This window comes from Paenibacillus sp. FSL K6-2393, from assembly GCF_038002545.1.
Lineage (GTDB): Bacteria > Bacillota > Bacilli > Paenibacillales > Paenibacillaceae > Paenibacillus.
Genome location: NZ_JBBOCU010000001.1, coordinates 4,609,248 through 4,627,466 on the forward strand (window position 1 = coordinate 4,609,248; position 18,219 = coordinate 4,627,466).

Annotated in this window: 11 protein-coding genes; 4 read left to right on the forward strand and 7 right to left on the reverse strand. The window is 45.6% G+C overall.

Annotation, left to right across the window (positions count from 1 at the left end; translation table 11 throughout):
• Window positions 1-468: 468 nt before the first annotated feature.
• Window positions 469-2,211, forward strand: coding sequence for a methyl-accepting chemotaxis protein (locus tag MHI14_RS20320; RefSeq protein WP_091034997.1), 1,743 nt, complete (start codon window positions 469-471; stop codon window positions 2,209-2,211).
• Window positions 2,212-2,290: 79 nt separating this feature from the next.
• Window positions 2,291-5,965, forward strand: a complete 3,675-nt coding sequence (locus MHI14_RS20325) for an amino acid adenylation domain-containing protein (protein ID WP_433583951.1) — start codon at window positions 2,291-2,293, stop codon at window positions 5,963-5,965.
• A gap of 124 nt (window positions 5,966-6,089) precedes the next feature.
• On the opposite strand, the gene MHI14_RS20330 is transcribed toward MHI14_RS20325, so the two are convergent.
• The 3 genes from MHI14_RS20330 to MHI14_RS20340 form a co-directional block, all read right to left on the reverse strand.
• The gene (locus tag MHI14_RS20330) at window positions 6,090-6,710 is read right to left on the reverse strand and encodes a TraX family protein (RefSeq protein ID WP_240767976.1); all 621 of its coding nucleotides are present in this window, start codon (window positions 6,708-6,710) and stop codon (window positions 6,090-6,092) included.
• Window positions 6,711-6,787: 77 nt separating this feature from the next.
• Window positions 6,788-7,318, reverse strand: coding sequence for a GNAT family N-acetyltransferase (locus tag MHI14_RS20335; RefSeq protein ID WP_434060071.1), 531 nt, complete (start codon window positions 7,316-7,318; stop codon window positions 6,788-6,790).
• Window positions 7,319-7,553: 235 nt separating this feature from the next.
• Window positions 7,554-8,027, reverse strand: coding sequence for an RbsD/FucU family protein (locus MHI14_RS20340; RefSeq protein ID WP_133384281.1), 474 nt, complete (start codon window positions 8,025-8,027; stop codon window positions 7,554-7,556).
• A gap of 254 nt (window positions 8,028-8,281) precedes the next feature.
• Between MHI14_RS20340 and MHI14_RS20345 the strand changes: the two genes are divergently transcribed.
• Complete coding sequence (locus MHI14_RS20345; RefSeq protein ID WP_017689281.1) at window positions 8,282-8,704, forward strand: MarR family winged helix-turn-helix transcriptional regulator; 423 nt, start codon at window positions 8,282-8,284, stop codon at window positions 8,702-8,704.
• 30 nt (window positions 8,705-8,734) lie between these two features.
• Window positions 8,735-10,078 carry an MFS transporter gene (locus tag MHI14_RS20350; RefSeq protein ID WP_341131107.1) on the forward strand — a complete coding sequence of 448 codons (1,344 nt, stop codon included), beginning with the start codon at window positions 8,735-8,737 and terminating at the stop codon, window positions 10,076-10,078.
• A gap of 153 nt (window positions 10,079-10,231) precedes the next feature.
• Here the strand turns inward: MHI14_RS20350 and MHI14_RS20355 are convergent, their stop codons facing one another.
• The 4 genes from MHI14_RS20355 to yicI form a co-directional block, all read right to left on the reverse strand.
• Window positions 10,232-11,533 carry an MFS transporter gene (locus MHI14_RS20355; protein WP_091032046.1) on the reverse strand — a complete coding sequence of 434 codons (1,302 nt, stop codon included), beginning with the start codon at window positions 11,531-11,533 and terminating at the stop codon, window positions 10,232-10,234.
• 166 nt (window positions 11,534-11,699) lie between these two features.
• Window positions 11,700-14,645 (reverse strand): glycoside hydrolase family 3 C-terminal domain-containing protein, encoded by a 2,946-nt coding sequence (locus tag MHI14_RS20360; RefSeq protein WP_341131108.1) that lies wholly within the window; start codon window positions 14,643-14,645, stop codon window positions 11,700-11,702.
• Window positions 14,646-14,664: 19 nt separating this feature from the next.
• Window positions 14,665-15,675 (reverse strand): phosphotransferase family protein, encoded by a 1,011-nt coding sequence (locus tag MHI14_RS20365; protein ID WP_341131109.1) that lies wholly within the window; start codon window positions 15,673-15,675, stop codon window positions 14,665-14,667.
• 75 nt (window positions 15,676-15,750) lie between these two features.
• On the reverse strand, window positions 15,751-18,069 hold the full coding sequence (gene yicI / locus MHI14_RS20370) for an alpha-xylosidase (protein ID WP_249911129.1): 2,319 nt from the start codon (window positions 18,067-18,069) through the stop codon (window positions 15,751-15,753).
• Window positions 18,070-18,219: the final 150 nt, after the last annotated feature.

Genomic DNA, 18,219 nt, shown 5'->3' on the forward strand with positions numbered 1-18,219 from the left:
GTTATTATAGATAAAACCGCTTCCGATGTATATCCGTGCCTTCTGTTGCATCTTTGCCATCATATTTTTGTTTTGTTGAAGGATGTATTTTTACCCACCATGTTATAGAATACAGAATGAAGCTAAAAAATGGGAAATTTTAAAATAAACAGTTCTAAATACCTATAATACATCTGATATGTCCATAAATACGTAAAATATTAAAAAAAATTTAACGATACTATTCAATTTAACGACATTTTATACGACATATTAATTATAGATGTGTTTTAATAATTAGACACCTATGGTTCATACGGTACATAAGTCTCTACGAAAGCGACTGATAAACCAAGACCATGGTCGCATAAATTTCCTTTGGAGGGGATCACGGAATGATCTAGTTCACTGTACGAATGCAACCCTAAAGTTTCTTAATTTAAAGAAGATCAGGAGTGGAATTAAGTGAAATCATTAAGTTGGAAAAGCATGTCGTTTTTCTCCAAAAATCTGTTACTCTCATTTACCAATATCATTATCATCGGGGTAGCACTTATCGCAAGCAGTTACTATTTCCAAAAAACAGTTCTTGTTGATCAACTGCATGGACAGGTAGAACAAATTACCAAAAAGTGGGCTGAAGATATCAATCCTGCCGAGGTACAAGCTGCTATTGCGGAAGGTAGCTATGATGGAGCAACACAAACGAAATTACGAGCGTATTTCGATGAAATGCAAGAATATTATCCTAACATTGCACAAGCCTACATCTTCGGTGTTGAGCTCGGTGGCGATAACAAGAGATTAACTTCCCTTGTAGCGATGCCGACCAACCTAAGAGAGGCTTTTCAAAGTGAGAACGTAAATATTGGTGACATGTATGAGCAGCCGGTCGTTGTAGCCAATGCACTGAAAGAAATGCTTAATACGGATCGCCCAACATTCACAACATTTTATTCCGATGATTTCGGAACATGGACAACCATTGCATATCCAATCAAAGACAGCAACGGAAAGATTTTCTCATATTTTGCCATTGATGCAGATGCATCAGCCGTACCCGCAGGACTGAACTCCTTGCTTAAAAACGGAATTATCATCCTTGTCGCCTTCTTGCTGTTATTCCTGATTATCCAATACCTTGTAGTTAAAAACACACTTTCCCCTATCCGTCACTTGATCAAAGGAATTGATGACGTAAGTCGGGGTAATTTGAATGTCAACATTCCGACAGGCAAAGACGATCTGGGACTCGTTAACGAGAAGTTCAACACCATGGTTCGCAAAATCAACGATACTATCGTTAAAGTGCAAATCACATCACAAGAAGTAAATCAGTCTGCCAAAGAACTATATGAAGTATCCGAGCGCAACAGTGAGAATGCAGATTCTATTAATAATAATGTGACTCAAATCACTTCCAACATTCGTTCACAGGAACAGGCAACCCGGGATAGTGCACGTGCCATGTCCGAGATGGCTACCGTAATCCAGACGATTGCCAGCAGCTCGGCAAGTGTAGCGGATGAAGCCTATGAGATGGAACGTCGTTCGCAACAAGGTAACAGTGTTGTCCGTCAGGTATCTGAACAGATGAATCTGATTACGGAATCGGTTAAGAATACGGCTTCTGCCATTGAGGTTCTGGAGAGTCGTTCACAGGAAATCGGCGATATTCTCAATATCATCTCGGGAATCTCCAGCCAGACTAACTTGCTTGCTCTTAATGCATCCATTGAAGCAGCTCGTGTTGGTGAAGAAGGAAGAGGATTTGCAGTTGTTGCAGGTGAAGTACGCAAACTTGCTGAGCAGTCTGAACAAGCAACCAGCCAGGTTGGCGTATTGATCCAAGAGATTCAAGCCGGAATTAAACAAGCTGTACGTGCTATGGAACAAGGTACATCAGAAGTAGATACAGGGCTCAGCGTAGCCGATCAAACAGGACAACTGTTCGAAGATATTTTAGAAGCAGCGAAAAAAGTATCTAATCAGATTCAGGAAGTCTCAAGCGCGACGGAAGAAATCTCTGCGGGTACGGAGGAAATGACCGCTACGGCAGATGACTTGTCTTCAAGCGTAAGTAAGACAGCAAACAGCAGTGAACAAATTTCCTCATCTGTTGATGAGCAAAAAGCATCTTTGATTACACTGGTGGACTCCTCCACACGTCTTAACAGCATGTCTGAGGAACTCCAAGAATTGATCTCTCATTTCAATGTAAGCAAACAATAATTCAAATCCACAAACATTCGGTTTGAACCAAGGAGGAATAACTGAAGTGATTGAAAACCAACCATCTTCTTCCCATTCCATGGAATCTAGCTTGCCAGTTCTGCAGATTCCACTGGATTTTGGGCGACGTCAACAATCATTCTCTTATCAGTCTGCTCAAATCACATTACATGCTTCTCTGAGCCGTGAACTTAAACAGAAGTATGGAGAACAGATGGTGTACCCGGTACTCCTCTCAGCTTATGCAGCCTTGTTATTCCGATTGTCAGCTGAACAGGAACTTGCCATAGGTATACTTTCCCCCGATCAGGCAGCTTCCTATCTTTCTTTACAGATTCAGGGGAAATTGACCTTCAGCCAACTATGTCATGAGGTTTCAGAACAGCTCAAGATTGAATACACGTTGCAAAACGGTGGATACCCTGAATCGTTTTTTATGCTGAATAGTGTACAGTTGCCTCAAGCTCCTCAAATATTAAATTGGAACGTTCGAGATGATCAGAACATGCTCATCCTCGATCTGTTCTATGATAGTTCACTGTTAAAAGAGTCTACCGTGCTGAGATATGCAGAATATTATCAGACTCTTCTACTCGCCCTTGTGCGTGACGGTGAGAAAGCAATCGGTACGGTAGATATTCTTTCCGCCTCAGACCGATTGCTTTACCGTGAAATGAATGATACTTCTGTTCTCGAACCAGAGAATCAGACGGTTCATGGCTGGTTCGAAGCAACGGCAGCGGCATATCCGGATTCACCGGCGATAACATCGCCATCCAAAAGTTATACGTACAGAGAATTGAATGAACGAGCTAATCAGGTTGCACGTGTTCTGTTATCCAATGGATTGCAGAAAGGTGAATTCGTCAGTATCTTTATGGATCGAAGTCTGGAGACCATCATCTCCCTGCTTGGAATTCTGAAAGCAGGTGGTGCATATGTTCCGATCGACCCTGAGCATCCACAAGAACGTAACAGTTATATTGTGGAAGATACGGCGTCCTCATTCGTGCTGACAACGGAGGCTTCTTATGCCCAAGCTTCCAGCTTGTTCTCCAGTATAGCTACGGTCCGTCAGATTCTCGCTGTGGATGGTCGTTTAGCTGGATTTGCAGCAAGTAACCCCAATCTGGATATTCAGCCAGATGATCTTGCGTATATTATCTACACGTCAGGGTCGACCGGTAAACCCAAAGGTGCACTGATTGCCCACCGGGGTGTAACCAATCTTGGCAGTGTGGTTCAGCGTGATTGTGACATTCAACCAGGTGATGTATTAACCCAGTTTGCTACATACAGCTTTGATGCATCCGTGTGGGATACCATTGGCGCCTTGTTCTATGGAGCAGAATTATATCTGTTGTCTGCGGAAGAACGTGTATCCGTTGAAGAATTCGCAAGTGCAATTGAACGGACAGGAACAAACATCATTACGATACTGCCCACGATTTTCTTCAATCAGCTTGCTTCCTACTTATCCGATGAAGGTTTCCACAAGCTGGCCAAAGTCAGAATCATTACTGTAGCCGGAGAAGCGCTCTATGGTGAACAGGTTCGTGCCTTCCAGCGCAAATTTGGAAACCAGATTGATATTGTTAATGTGTACGGACCTACCGAATGTACAGTAGCCACAACTACTCACCGCATCAGTGAGCAGGTTCCCGAACATGTGGTGAACATCCCTATCGGTAAACCAATTCATAACTACAAAGTATACATTGTAAATGAAGAACAACAGCTCTGTCCGGCAGGTGTACCTGGTGAGGTATATATTGCTACCCCTGCACTGGCCAAAGGTTATCTCAATCAGCCAGAACGTACTGAGCAAGCATTCATTGAGAACCCGTTTGCGATAGGTGAGAGAATCTACAAGTCTGGCGATATTGCCAAATTGCTGGATACCGGGTTGCTGGAATATGTCGGTCGCAGTGACTCACAGCTAAAAATTCGTGGTCACCGGATTGAGATCGGGGAGATTGAAGATCACTTTGCACGGCTTGATCAGATCCAGAACGTTGCCGTCATTCCGAAGAAAGAATCCGATGGACAAAATATGCTGGTTGGTTACTTTACATCGAAAGATGGCAGTACCCTCTCTGTTACGGACATCAAGGCAGAACTGACGGAGAAACTTCCTTCTTATTTTGTACCGAAGTGGATCTGTCAGCTGGATGAAATGCCGATTGCACCGACTGGAAAAATCAATCGCAAAGCGATGGTATCCCTGCCTCATGTGGAACGACATGAAGATCGCCCTGACCGGGTCATGCCTGAGACGGAGACGGAATCCATTATCCTGGACGCATGGAAAGAAATCCTTCAGCACGATGACTTCGGTGTCGAAGACAGCTTCTTCAATATCGGTGGTGATTCACTCCGGGTCATTCATGTACTGGTCATTCTGAAGCCACATTATCCGCAGCTGAAAATTGCCGACTTCTTTGCCGAGAAAACAGTCCGCGCTCTCGCTCGGCGTGTGGAAGTATTGTCTCTCAGTGCTGCAGAAGTTACGGATTCAGTGGTGACCGACGGTATGATTACACAATTATCCGAACACCCTGTGGAGCTAACATCCCAGTTGGGGTACCCGCTCATTCGTGAACCTGAGCATGTGTTGCTGACTGGAGCAACTGGTTATCTGGGCTCTCATGTGCTGCAACAGTTAATTCTGAATTCCAGCACACGAATCTACACCCTTGTTCGTCGACCATCCAATGGAATAACTGCAATGGAACGTTTGACTAACGTGTTGGAAGGTTATTTCGGCAAACAACTGACTGACCATCTCTCCACTCGTGTGGAGATTATTGAAGGGGATCTCGAACAACCTAATCTCGGTCTGTCCGCTGAACAAACGGCTTATGTTCAGGATCGAATTGACCGTGTCATCCACTGCGCTGCAGACGTACGTCATTTTGGAGATGCCGATCAGTTCGCCAAAACAAACGTGGAAGGAACGGTCGCATTGCTTGACTTGATTCGCAGCAAACCAGGTGCTTCCTTCCACCATGTATCCACGATGGGTATTCCAGAAGATCTGGCACTCAGCGGACAATGGGAATCTTCCCTGCAATATGATCGGTTCCCGGCTGACCTGCATGTGGACAACCTGTATTCGGACAGCAAACTTGAAGCCGAGAAAGTGCTCATGATTGCGGCAGAGGAAGGTATACCTGTCAGCATCTATCGTGCTGGTAATCTCACTTGCCACTCCGAAACTGGACGCTTCCAGTCCAATATTGATAGCAACGCCTTTTATCGTATGATCAAAGCAATGTTATTGCTCGGCAAGGCTCCTGCGGCTGACTGGATGGTTGATTTTACACCGATCAACTATGCAAGTGAGGCTATCGTTCACCTGGCCTTACGTCAGGATACCGCCGGTCGTGTATTCCACATCTGTAATCCGGAGCCCATCCGCTATGACGAGCTGATCCGTTCTGTGAATCGGGCTGGTTACGAAGTTGAGACGCTACCATTCGCGGATTACACACGTTGGTTGTTCGATGCGAGCATCAGCAAAGAGCCGGAAGCTCTTCAGTTGGCTATTGCACAGCTTGAAGGCGACGGTGCGAAGGATTCAGCTTATGTCTATGCTTGCCCTGTCACAACGGCTTATGTGGAACCTGCCGGAATCTCATGTGCAAAAACAGATGATCGCTTCATCTCCGCCATGTTAGACTACGCCGTTCAGATTGGATATTTCCCGTCTGCAATCCGGCGCCATAACGGCACTTCTACAGCAATGGAGTAAGTTCCGTGAAGTTCAACTTTAACTAATAGGAATACGCAGAAGCCACCTCATCGTCATTCACTGACGAGAAGGTGGCTTCTTTACTTCGCATTTTTCAGACGTTTTAGCTTTTTGGATCATTTTTTTAGACCCATCGGATAATTGCAATGATGGCAAGATGCGCTGGATAGAAATAACGCCAGACCCAACGTGGCCCCTTCATACGGAATCCCGCTTGGTAATACTGAGCAATAGCAATGCCGGCGGTTGCGAGCACACTATACATTTGCACAGAGCTGTTATGCAGGAGAAGATATAGTGCATTTAACACGACATGTGCCACGACAAGTACAGGACCCCGGAAATAACGGAATAACAGAACCAATAACAACCCGTACATCCCGTAATCCATATGGCTAATTTCCATGAACCAACCTGCTCCAATTACAATCGGAATCCCCAGTAGTTTGGATGGCAATTTATCAATAACGAATAATACCAACAGGGCCGACCACAATGTCCATACCACGTTCAGAGAGTAATGATTAAACGCAGCCATGAACGGCACCTGTGATATAATCGCGATCCAGAACAGCCGCCATATGTATTTTTGTACGTCTCGTGTATGTTTATAACCGATATACACTGCAAAAGCATAGATTGGAAAAGCGATACGACCTATGATCCTCAACTCTATAATATGTGGAAAAAAGACAGCCCCTATATGATCAATTAACATCGTGATCATGGCAATCCACTGCATCATGTTGCGACTCCCCTCCCTCTTTCCCGACGACACGAGTCCGCCATTCATTTATATAATGCGTCTTTTTGAGCAACTTCTTATACATTAAGTTCATAATACATGAATCTGGTATCCTGTGCATATCCTTCGGATTCATATAAAGCTTGTGCTTGTTTGTTACTTAACTCAGTTGAGAGTGATATACGAAGAACTCCTCGCTCAGATGCCAATTGCTTGGCTGCTTGCAAGAGCTTCCTGGCAATGCCTTGCTGACGATAATCCGGGTACACATATAGATCATTAAGCACCCAGACAGGCCCCATCGATACCGAACTGAAACTGGGATATAGCTGAACGAATCCAGTACAGATTAAGCCATTCGAGAGTGACATACCGTTACTTTCATCTGTCCCATGTTCACTTTCCGCATCTGTTTCTGCTACCAAAATCACCGATTCATGGCCTTCCATTCGTTCTCTAATAAACTGACGTGCTGCCTCAATGTCAGCATTTTGGTTGTAGAACATCCTGTACTCATTGAACAATCGACCCACTTCGTTACTATCAGGAAGACCCGCTTGTCTGATTCGGTGCTGCATTTCACTCAACTCCTCTGGGATGGAGACCATCGTCTCATCGTTTGTATTTCTCAATTGTAAAACATTCCATTCCTTTTCCCCATTCATCATCTGCATCAAAGTTTGTAGTATCTTGAGCAGTGAGCTGACATTCGTTCATGCGCGCTTCCAGATTGCATCTTGCTTATCTAGTCCATACCAATTCTGTACGTTTTGTTATATTTACTTCGTATTGGCAAAAATAAAAAGGCGACCAAAGCATCCACTGCTCCGTCGCCGTAATTATTCATTTCGATTCAGCATTCTGCTGTTCCTGACCAGGATCAGCATCGGGGAAAATGACGCCTTTCTTCAAAATCAGATTGGCATATTGGGCGCGCTCACCAGTTGCAACAATCACATAGGCATTCGAAGCGCGTTTATAAAAATCAAATCGCTCTTCATGATCAAAAGCATCCGTAATGCCTTCGTATTCTTCAATCAACCGGCGATAGTCTTCCCATATGATCGGGATCACCTGATCCCCTTTCACAACCTGCATGACAGCAGCGGGACGCTCAGCATAGGTATCCAGTGGATATAATTGCAGGATGGCATCCAGCAGTTCAACGACTCCCAGTGCGTCACAGCGTACCAGTCGCTTGGCATGACTGGCTGCGGGGAAATTGCCATCCGCCAGAACCAACTCGTCTCCATGGCCCATTTCGGACATGATTTTGAGTAACTCTGGAGGTATTATTGCGGGTATATTCTTTAGCATATACAGCTCTCCTTGGTCATCTCCAACATTAGTTAGAGCAAATTGGTTTTCTCCATTCTTCAAGCACCTTGATATCGATTCCATAAAAGCGGTTTCATCACTATTCTAACAGTATTTTTGGATGATTGCACAGCGCACACGTACGTTCGATAAGAGAATATTTCATTTTGACAAAAATACTTGTTTGACATATAGTTGTTATAACAACTAATTAATTGGGACATTTTATTATGGAAGCGAGGTCTAGCAATCACATGGACTATACACTGGAACAATCTGTTGGATTCATGCTGGGTTTCACACATCGTAAAGCTGTAGCTTTACTTGCGACACGATTCAAACCTTATGATATTACGACAGAGCAATTTTCTGTTCTCTTTAATGTTGACCGCGGTGAAGGTGTTAATCAGAAGGAGCTTGCTGCACGTGTCTTCAAAGACCAACCCACCACTGCGCGGATTATTGATCTGCTTGAGAAGAAAGGCTGGGTAGAACGCCGGACCAGCGAACAGGATCGCAGAGCCTATCTGTTATATCTCACCACGGAAGGCAAAGCGTTAATTGATATCCTCGTTCCGATTGAAAGAGAAATGAATAAAGAACTTGCTGAAGGTATATCCGAAGACCAGATGGAAGCATTTAAACATACTCTTTCCCTCATTAACCGCAACTTGTAATGAATCACAACTCAGGGGGAATACAACATCATGAAAGAACAATCTACACAACAAGTTAGACTATGGACCACCGATTTTATACTGCTGATGCTGTGCAACTTCTTGTTGTTCTTGCAACTGCACATGATCGTCTCTCCGCTTCCGTCCTACGTTCAGGAGCGATTTCACGCCAACGCATTTGAAGTAAGTTTATTCACCTGTCTGTTTGCACTAAGTGCCATTGCAGCCCGTCTCTATTCCGCGAAAGCGCTGGAGAAGGGCCTTCGTAACGCCATGATCTATATAGGCCTGTCCGTTGCCCTGCTGGCAACGCTCGGCTATTATTTTGCTGCTGGTATAGCTGTGCTCTTGTTGCTGAGAATGTTGTTTGGTATCGGGTTTGGTATGAGCAGTACTGCTTTTCCAACGATGGCCTCGGACATTGTGCCCGTCAAACGAATGGGTGAAGGTATGGGTTACTTTGGTCTATCGACTAGTCTGGCTATGTCTATGGGGCCAATCATTGGGGTCACTCTGCTCCAGGGAGCAGGTTTTGTAACTCTGATGTTATGTACTGCGGGTGTCCTCGCTGTGATCTATCCACTGAGTTATTCACTGACACGCAAAAAAGCAGTCAGAACCAATAACAGTACAACCATCATGCCACAAGCCACAACAAGTGCTTCAGGGTCCAACCCAAAACAGAAGACACCTTTCAACCGGAAGCTGATTCTGCCCAGTGTGCTGAATTGCCTATTATCCATCACCTATGGTGGGCTTGTCGGATTCATCGTTTTGTATGGCAAGGAAGCCAATCTGGCCAATCCTGCGCTGTTCTTTTTGTTTAATGCACTCGCCGTGTTATTGGTTAGACCATTTGCAGGGCGGATCTATGACAATAAAGGTCCAAAAGCACTGCTCATTCCAGGGGCAATATTCGTTGCTGTCGGCCTCATTCTGCTCTCGTATGCCACCTCCATGTCCGTACTGTTCATCGCTGCCTTTATCTACGGAATAGGTTATGGTTCCATGCAGTCGTCTCTGCAGACCTGGATGATTCAAGTTGTATCTCCTACTCAACGGGGTATGGCTAACGGTATGTTTTTGAACTCGCTGGATCTGGGTATTGCGACCGGTGCCCTTCTACTTGGCGCCATTGCGGCCATAACCAGTTATACTGATATGTATCGATATTCCGTGATGTTTATGATTCTGTTCTTGCTTATATATCTGATTCAGGGAAAACGAAGCGGCAGCTTCTCCATTGAACCTCATGCTCTGCTCGCTCATACTCATATCACTGCAACGGAACCACCTCCAGATCAAACCAAGAATTCAGAATCTGGAGCCGGCAACACCGAAACTAGCCAGTCGAATAAAAGTAAACACGAATGATTGATTAAGGTCATTCTGAACATAAAAACGCGTTTACACCGAGAAAGCAAATTCATCCGCTTTCTTAGGCGTAAACGCGTTTTTTATTAGAACAGATCTGAATGTTAAACTTAAGACAGCATGGAAATGAACGCAGCATACAGAACCGTCTATCTAAAATGGACTTTTCTTGCGACCTATGGGAGCATACCCTCTACTTGTCTGGATCACATCATTAGATGTTTCATCCTGTTTCTGCTTGCTTCCTGAAGTAGGTTGGTCTCCCTTATCCGGTTTAACTGCGAATAAGGTGAGCAATCCGCCCACTGCGCCAGACGCAGCGAGCACACCAAAAAGCAGGAAATGATGAGAACCGATCAGCAAGGAAACGACAGGTGGACCGAGAGATACTCCAATGAATCGCATGCTGCTGAACAGAGCCGTGATTGTGCCCCGCTGTTTTTTGTCCACGCCTTCTGTAATCAAGGCATCCAGACATGGTAACGTTGCACCTATTCCGGCACTTCCCAATGTGAAAAGACCTACTACAACATAGATATTATCAAATAAACCTATAACGCCAAGGGATACCGTCAGAAGCGCAAGTCCTGTGAAGCCAAGCCACTTCATTCGCGTTTTGTTCTTTCCAATCCACTTCCCTGCCAGGAAAGAAGACAGACATAACGCTGCCAGCGGGATCGCAAGGACAAGTCCTTTAAGTACACCTTTCAGGGCAAATTCGCTCTCCAGCGTCTCGGATAGATAATATAACACACCAAAGATGACAAACATGCAAATACCACCGATTGCAAACAACGCATACAACCAGCGTCCCTTTTCTTTTAATACGTCACGAATGGATGCCACAAATTCTACAAAGGTGGGAGGCTTTTCTTTTTTCCGTGGAGTCTTCACCAGGAAAATAACAAGAACCAGCGAAAGTACACAAAGGATAGGAATAGCCATGAATGGCGCATACCACAACCAGACCGCCAGCGCTGCACCCAGAATTGGACTTATGACTTTACCAAACGTATTCGAGGTCTCAATGATACCCAGACTTTTGCTTACTTCGTTCTCATCATTAAACATGTCCCCAACCAAAGGGATAACAATAGGAAATGCGCCGGCAGCACCTATTCCCTGCAATAACCTGCCACCCAGAATGGTCCAGTATGCTATGTTTCCGTTCAGCATCCATGCTGCCACACCAGCGACAGCACCTCCGACGGCTGCAATAACGAGGCTGGGAATGATAACTGCTTTTCTGCCAAAACGATCCGACAAGTACCCTGCAAGAGGAATAAGCAGGATCGCAACTACAGCGTAGACTGTAATGAGCATACTGACCTTAAATGCAGATACCTTCAACTCACGTTCAATCTGTGGCAGGATCGGTATTAGCATGGAATTACCCAAGGTCATAATTAAAGGGATGGAAGCAAGTGCGACGAGGTCCCACTTTTTATCGTTCATACCACAACCACCTTTACAGATTCTACACACATCAGCATTATTGTGCTTGTTTCGGAGGTTGATTATTCAGGACATGTTGGATGTTATCGCTTGTTCACACAAAAAAGCTGCCTGCACGTATTCGTGCAAGACAGCTTCTTTGGTTCAATGATGTCTACAACTACAACTACAACAATCGAAAGTGCCGTAACGCTGCTCCACCTTTAAAAAAAATATACAGCTCATTCACCTTATGTGGCGCCTCAAGCGAACACTGGACGGTTGTCCACTTGATATCTTTTCCGTTCACACTGCCACCGGGTCCAGAAACTTCACACACACCGAGCAGTTCGCCCTCCAGTCCTCCGGAACGAATCTCCAGTCTGCCCTCTTCCCCAAAAGCTGCCACTCTGGCTTCAAATCCTTGTACTTCCTGAACAGCATTATGGTTGAAAGCGATCCAGGACGATTGCTCCTCTCGATATAAGGGTTCTTCCGGAGTGATTGCCCGAACTGCCGAACGCCCTTCAAGACATTCATCCAGAAGAACACCTGCACAAGCATCGTAATTCTCGGCAAAGGTAAGCAAGTGCAGCGGACGATCCGGAATCGTCTCACCTTCAATTTCAATATCAGCCGACTGACGTATATCTGCGGAAGAACGCCCTGCCAGAATGGCCCAGGTCGCTGTCTCCAGGCAGTATCGATCTCGGGTAACATCCCATAGCGCCAGCTTCTGAACAGGAACCTCGAAACTTATCGTAACACGCGTCCCTGCTTTGACATGAACACGACAGAAAGCAAGCAGTTGCTTCTGAGCACGTTTCACTCGGGAGGTATATGAAGATCCATAGATCTGTACGACTTCATCACTGTCACGTTGACCTGTATTGTGTATCTCCACTTCAATCTTCAATTGATCTGTGGTGGTGGATTCCGGCGAAGCACTTCGACTTAAACGAATCGCTTCGTATTCGAATTCGGAATACGTCAGGCCATGACCAAATGCATATTGAACCGGTCCTTCATGATACATATAGGTCATGCGATTCTGAATGATGTCATAATCCATTATGTCAGGCAGCTGTGATTCGTCTTCATACCATGTCATATTCAATCTGCCTGCCGGGGCATAATAACCTAACAGCACATCTGCAAGCGCATTCCCCAATTCCTGACCTGCATGTGTCATATACACGATTGCGCGGGCAATACCTTTCAACTCCTGCAAAGCAAATGGATAACTGCCCATAATCACAACCACCGTATTGGGATTGGCTTCACATACGGCTTTGACAAGCTCGACCTGACTCGGCGGAAGCAGCAGACTTGGGCGGTCAATTTCTTCTTTGCCGTTGATATAAGGGCTGTTGCCAACAACAACGACAGATACCTGACTGCTACGTGCAGCTTCTACGGCTTGTTTTATTCCGCTTGTCACAATATCAATATTGAATGCAGAAGTTATCTGTGTATTGCCTGGTGATTGACTTGCGTGTCCAGAGTCACCAACATCATTCGGATTTGTAGCTGTAGTTTGTTCTCCTTGTGGCCGGAGTGGTGATACAGCAGAATGTCCCTGATATTCGCTCAGTCCAACAGGAATACCGTTCCACGTCCGCAAGGTGTTACTTCCGTCCGTTAGAGGATCTATTCGAACAACTTCCTTCACAAACCAGCCACCAATCTCTGGGGCGTTTGCCTGATAGATGCCTTGCTCGGTTAAACTAACGTATCGATTATTGTTCACACTTCTTAGCGTATGACTTCCCCAACCCCAATCCTGATGTACAAATTCGGCGGCTGTGGATGCACTGGCTTCCGGCACAGCGACGAGTGTACCTTCCGCACCCAAGGTTATAACCTGACCATCTGTTGTCTTCAACTGAATACGGTCATTCCCATCTGTATATGTTACGTCTGTTTGGGGTAGTCGATTACGCAGTCCATCGAGGACGGATACACGATAAGGCAGTGTGCCACTGTACCAATCGGTATAGACAACATCGGCAAGTGGTCCAATGACACTGATCTTCTGCAACGCTTCTGGCTGCAACGGAAGCAATCCATCATTTTGGAGCAAAACAATCGATTCGGCGGCAGCACGATAACTGAGTTTGGCATGCTCTGGTGCACATAATACAGATTCAGGTATAGACGCATATGGATTGAGCCCAGACTGATCCAGTTGTCCAAGTCGCATCCGCACACCAAAGATGTTACGAATCGCTCGGTCCAAATCAGCGATCTCCAACAGATCCTGATAGAGAGCATCCTCCAGAGCAGATATTACAAGATCAACTTCATCTGTAAGACAATCCACTCCTGCCTTCAACGCGCCTGCTGCTGACTCGGCATGGCTGGTATGATAACCATGATAATTCACAGTCTGTGACAGGTCTCCACCATCACATACAATGAAACCTGGCATCGCCCACTCACCCTTAACCACATCATTCACATATGGACTTTCAATGGCAGGTGTACCATTGATGGAATTGTAAGCTGTCATCATGGACAAAGCTCCGCCTTCCACAAATGGTGTCTCAAATGCTTTTAAATAATATTCCCGCAGATTGCGCGGATCGATGCTTGATGAACAATTCAGCCGATCTTTCTCATTATTATTGGCAAAAAAGTGTTTCAATGTCGCAACCATTTTCAGATAAAAAGGATCACTTCCCTGCATTCCTTTGACGAGAGCTGCCGACATTTCTCCCGTGAGGACCGGGTCCTCGCCATACCCCTCTTCCGTTCTGCCCCAGCGTGGGTCACGTTCCAGGTCAACCGTTGGTGCCCACAATGTTAACCCATGAACCTCAGGATCACGGTGATGATATGCCCTCGCTTCATCGCCAATGACGGAACCAATCTCCCGCATGAGCCTTGTATTCCAGGTACTTGATAGACCGAGAGGTTGCGGAAATACCGTTGCCTCACCTTTCCATGCAACCCCGTGGGCAGCTTCGCCCCCAACGTTGTAGGCTGGAATGCCCAGTCTTGGCACAGCTGCTTCGCGTGTAGGAATTAGTCGGATCTTCTCCTCCGTTGTCAATCGTGCAATCAGGTCATCCAACCTTTCCTCAAGTGAAAGTGACGCATCCCACATCGGGTATTGATGATACTCCTTCATCCTTCATTCCCCCTGCGAATTAGTTATGTCCGAGTTGCTTCCATTGCTCCAGTAAATCCAGCGTGCGCTGGCGATACTTCCGACCATCTTCAGGTTGATTGACCTGATGTTCATGAACGTAGGCATTAAAATACGAAGACAGTATTCGGTACGCAAGCCTGCGTGCCTGTCCTTCAGCGGATGAGTCCAGTGGACGATCATATCCTTCATGAAAAGCCACCGATTCTGTCGACAATATGGCTTCAAACTCCCTGTCGGCAAACATGGAACGATCTCCATCAATGATGGCCGCAATGTTTAGCTCACCATCTTCCTGATGAACAAGCACATTGGCTTCCCATAGGTCATTATGAACCAGTACCGGATGGGTCACTTGATCGAATAATTCTTTATTTTTGATGAAAATAGCGGCGATTTCTTCTCCCACACCTGACATATAATCGGCTTGTGCCGCTTTAAGTGCCGTTTCTTCTGCAAAAGAGTGCAACACCTCGGACCATTGATCCGAGCCTTTAATCGTCCCATCTCCTTGCGGCCAGCCAAACGATGCACCCTCGATCTGATGCATGATGGCGGTATACGCGCCAAGCTGATGATACAATCGCTCTTTGTCTATGTCTGAAATCGATGCGTGATCCAGCTGCTTACTCGGGATAAACTCCATAAACATGTACGTTCTTGGAATGATGGATCCGCTATCATCACAGGCGATAATGTTGGGAGCAGGAATGCCTGCCTTACGGTAATATTCATACACAATCGGTTCAGCCGCCATCATCGTACGTTCAAAAGAAAAGAGTGGGTCACTCGCAGAACCAGCCGCCATCTCTCCCCGCTCTGGAGCCAAACGTAAAATCACATCTGTATAGGAAGTATGTTCAAGTTGAATCCGATAGGTTGTATTAAAAAGTCCACCTTGCAGGAGACCAAACGCCTTTACTTTGGTATCGCTTCCAAAATTAATCTCTACCAGTTGATGCAGCATCTCTGCTGATATCGTGCAGTGCAAACCGGAATTCATTGTACTCATTTCATTCAATCTCCTATCATCGTAGACAAACAGACGGCACCTTTCGGCACCGTCCTTTTCTTTTACTATATCATTTTACAGTTGGATTGTAAGCGCGCTTTCGCCTGTTGCTGCCGTAACGACAACACCATTTGCACCAGACACTTGGGAACCACCTTCAACGCTGGATACACTCTCAATGCCGCGAAGCACCAAGTTCCATGGTTTGCCTGCACCTTCAGCACGAACATCCAGCACTGAACCATTACGTGTAACGTTAACTGTCAGCTCCTGCTCTGCCGCTTGGTTCACAACGACAGCTTGAGCCGTTTGACCATCAGCCAGTTCGAACAAGTGCAAGGACACATCATTCGCAAAGTCGTAATCCGGTTTGCTATCCACCGCACCCACAGCGATCAGACTGTTTGGCTTAATCATCATTGGCAGTGTTTTAAAGTCATGGTTTTCACTGATCCAGCGTCCACCTTGTACTTTCGCTCCTGTCAGATAGTTCGTCCAAGTTCCTTCAGGCAGGTAATAACGCACATCACCTTCCTTGTTGAAGATTGGAGCCACCAGAATTGAATCACCAAACATATATTGCGTATCCAGGTTATATGTTGTTGGGTCCTCTGGGAAGTCCAGCAGCATAGCGCGCATCATCGGAATACCTTTTACCGTTGACTCTACCGCAGAATTGTACAGGTACGGCATCAGGCTGATTTTGAGTTTGGTAAAGTCACGAACAACGTCCACGGATTCCTCGTCAAACAGCCAAGGCACACGATACGAAGTGCTGCCATGCAGGCGACTGTGTGAAGATAACAATCCGAATTGTACCCAGCGTTTGTATACGTCAGGGCTCGCTGTGCTTTCAAAACCACTGATATCATGGCTCCAGAATCCGAAACCGGAAAGCCCCAGTGAGAGGCCACCGCGAAGTGATTCAGCCATGGATTCATACGTGGAAGAACAGTCACCGCCCCAGTGAACCGGGAACTGTTGCCCACCTGCTGTTGCAGAGCGTGCAAACAGGGCAGCTTCGTTTTTGCCAATCTTCTCTTCGAGCAATTCAAATACAGCTTTGTTATAGAGCTGTGTATAATAGTTGTGCATTTTAACCGGATCAGAACCATCGAAGTACACAACATCGGTCGGAATTCTTTCGCCAAAGTCTGTCTTGAATGAATCTACACCTTGATCCAGCAGGACTTCCAGCTTGCTCTTATACCAGTTCACAGCATCCGGATTCGTGAAGTCAACCAGAGCCATACCTGCTTGCCACATATCCCATTGCCATACGCTGCCATCGGCTGTTTTGACCAGATAACCGTTCTCCATACCTTCATCGAACAAGTAGGATTTTTCTGCAATATATGGATTGATCCAAGCACAGATTTTAAGGCCCTTCTCTTTCAGACGTGCAAGCATGCCTTCCGGATCCGGGAACATCGCTTCATCCCATACAAAATCAGACCATTGGTATTCCTTCATCCAGAAGCAGTCAAAATGGAATACAGAGAGCGGAAGATCACGTTCAGCCATGCCATCTACGAAATGGTTAACCGTTGCTTCATCATAATCCGTTGTGAATGACGTTGTCAGCCACAGACCAAAAGTCCACGCTGGTGGAAGCGCTGGTTTACCTGTTAATTTCGTATAATTATCAAGTACATCCTTTGGATTGTCACCGCCGATAATGAAGTATTCCAACGTCTCTCCTTCTACGCTGAACTGCACTTTAGATACATTCTCGGATGCAATCTCATACGATACGCGTTCAGGATGATTTACAAATACGCCATATCCTTTATTGGACAAATAAAACGGAATGTTCTTATAGGACTGCTCACTGCTTGTACCCCCGTCCTCATTCCAGGTATCTACAATTTGGCCATTCTTAACAAACGGCGTGAAGCGCTCACCGAGTCCGTAAACGTATTCACCAATACCGAGATCCAGCTGCTCGCGGAAGTACGCTTCCTTGCTTGGACCTGTAATATAACCAGCAGCTCTTTGACCGCTACCTGTAATCCGTTTTCCTCCATACAGGAAGCTAATGTCCCAACCGTTTGTTTTGTCGATTTGAACTTCCAGATTGCCGCTTTTCAAAACAGCACCTTGTTCATTTTTTGAGATCTCAACGTTGGCTTCTTGTGTGTTAAGCTCAAATTCAGGCCCTTTTTTCACGCCGCCCTTATGGTGATTCAAGGTTACACGAATAACGTTAGGCATTGGTGAGCTGTACGTTGCTTTCAGCAATGTTCCGTTCAACGTGTCGCCTTTGGTACGAATATATTTAGTTGCCGCATATACGGTCACAGAATTCTCTTTTTGCACAATATCACGAATGTCAGTCGGGTTTTGAATCTGGTACCCTTCACGAGTCATCCAGAATCCATCAGTAAATTTCATGTTTTCTTTCCCCCTTTGGTTATATTATAATAATATTGATATTAATAACGAATTTCTTCTCTTATTTTGACCAAATATATCACGATTTTGATAATAAACATCCGATTCTTGAACATCATCACCAATCTATGGAAACGATTACATTAATAA

Coding starts and splice junctions, on each gene's coding strand:
- MHI14_RS20365 (WP_341131109.1), bottom strand. CDS start 15,675: ATGAGTACAATGAATTCCGGTTTGCACTGCACGATATCAGCAGAGATG.
- MHI14_RS20350 (WP_341131107.1), top strand. CDS start 8,735: ATGAAAGAACAATCTACACAACAAGTTAGACTATGGACCACCGATTTT.
- yicI (WP_249911129.1), bottom strand. CDS start 18,069: ATGAAATTTACTGATGGATTCTGGATGACTCGTGAAGGGTACCAGATT.
- MHI14_RS20360 (WP_341131108.1), bottom strand. CDS start 14,645: ATGAAGGAGTATCATCAATACCCGATGTGGGATGCGTCACTTTCACTT.
- MHI14_RS20340 (WP_133384281.1), bottom strand. CDS start 8,027: ATGCTAAAGAATATACCCGCAATAATACCTCCAGAGTTACTCAAAATC.
- MHI14_RS20330 (WP_240767976.1), bottom strand. CDS start 6,710: ATGATGCAGTGGATTGCCATGATCACGATGTTAATTGATCATATAGGG.
- MHI14_RS20320 (WP_091034997.1), top strand. CDS start 469: ATGTCGTTTTTCTCCAAAAATCTGTTACTCTCATTTACCAATATCATT.
- MHI14_RS20335 (WP_434060071.1), bottom strand. CDS start 7,318: ATGGTCTCCATCCCAGAGGAGTTGAGTGAAATGCAGCACCGAATCAGA.
- MHI14_RS20355 (WP_091032046.1), bottom strand. CDS start 11,533: ATGAACGATAAAAAGTGGGACCTCGTCGCACTTGCTTCCATCCCTTTA.
- MHI14_RS20345 (WP_017689281.1), top strand. CDS start 8,282: ATGGACTATACACTGGAACAATCTGTTGGATTCATGCTGGGTTTCACA.
- MHI14_RS20325 (WP_433583951.1), top strand. CDS start 2,291: ATGGAATCTAGCTTGCCAGTTCTGCAGATTCCACTGGATTTTGGGCGA.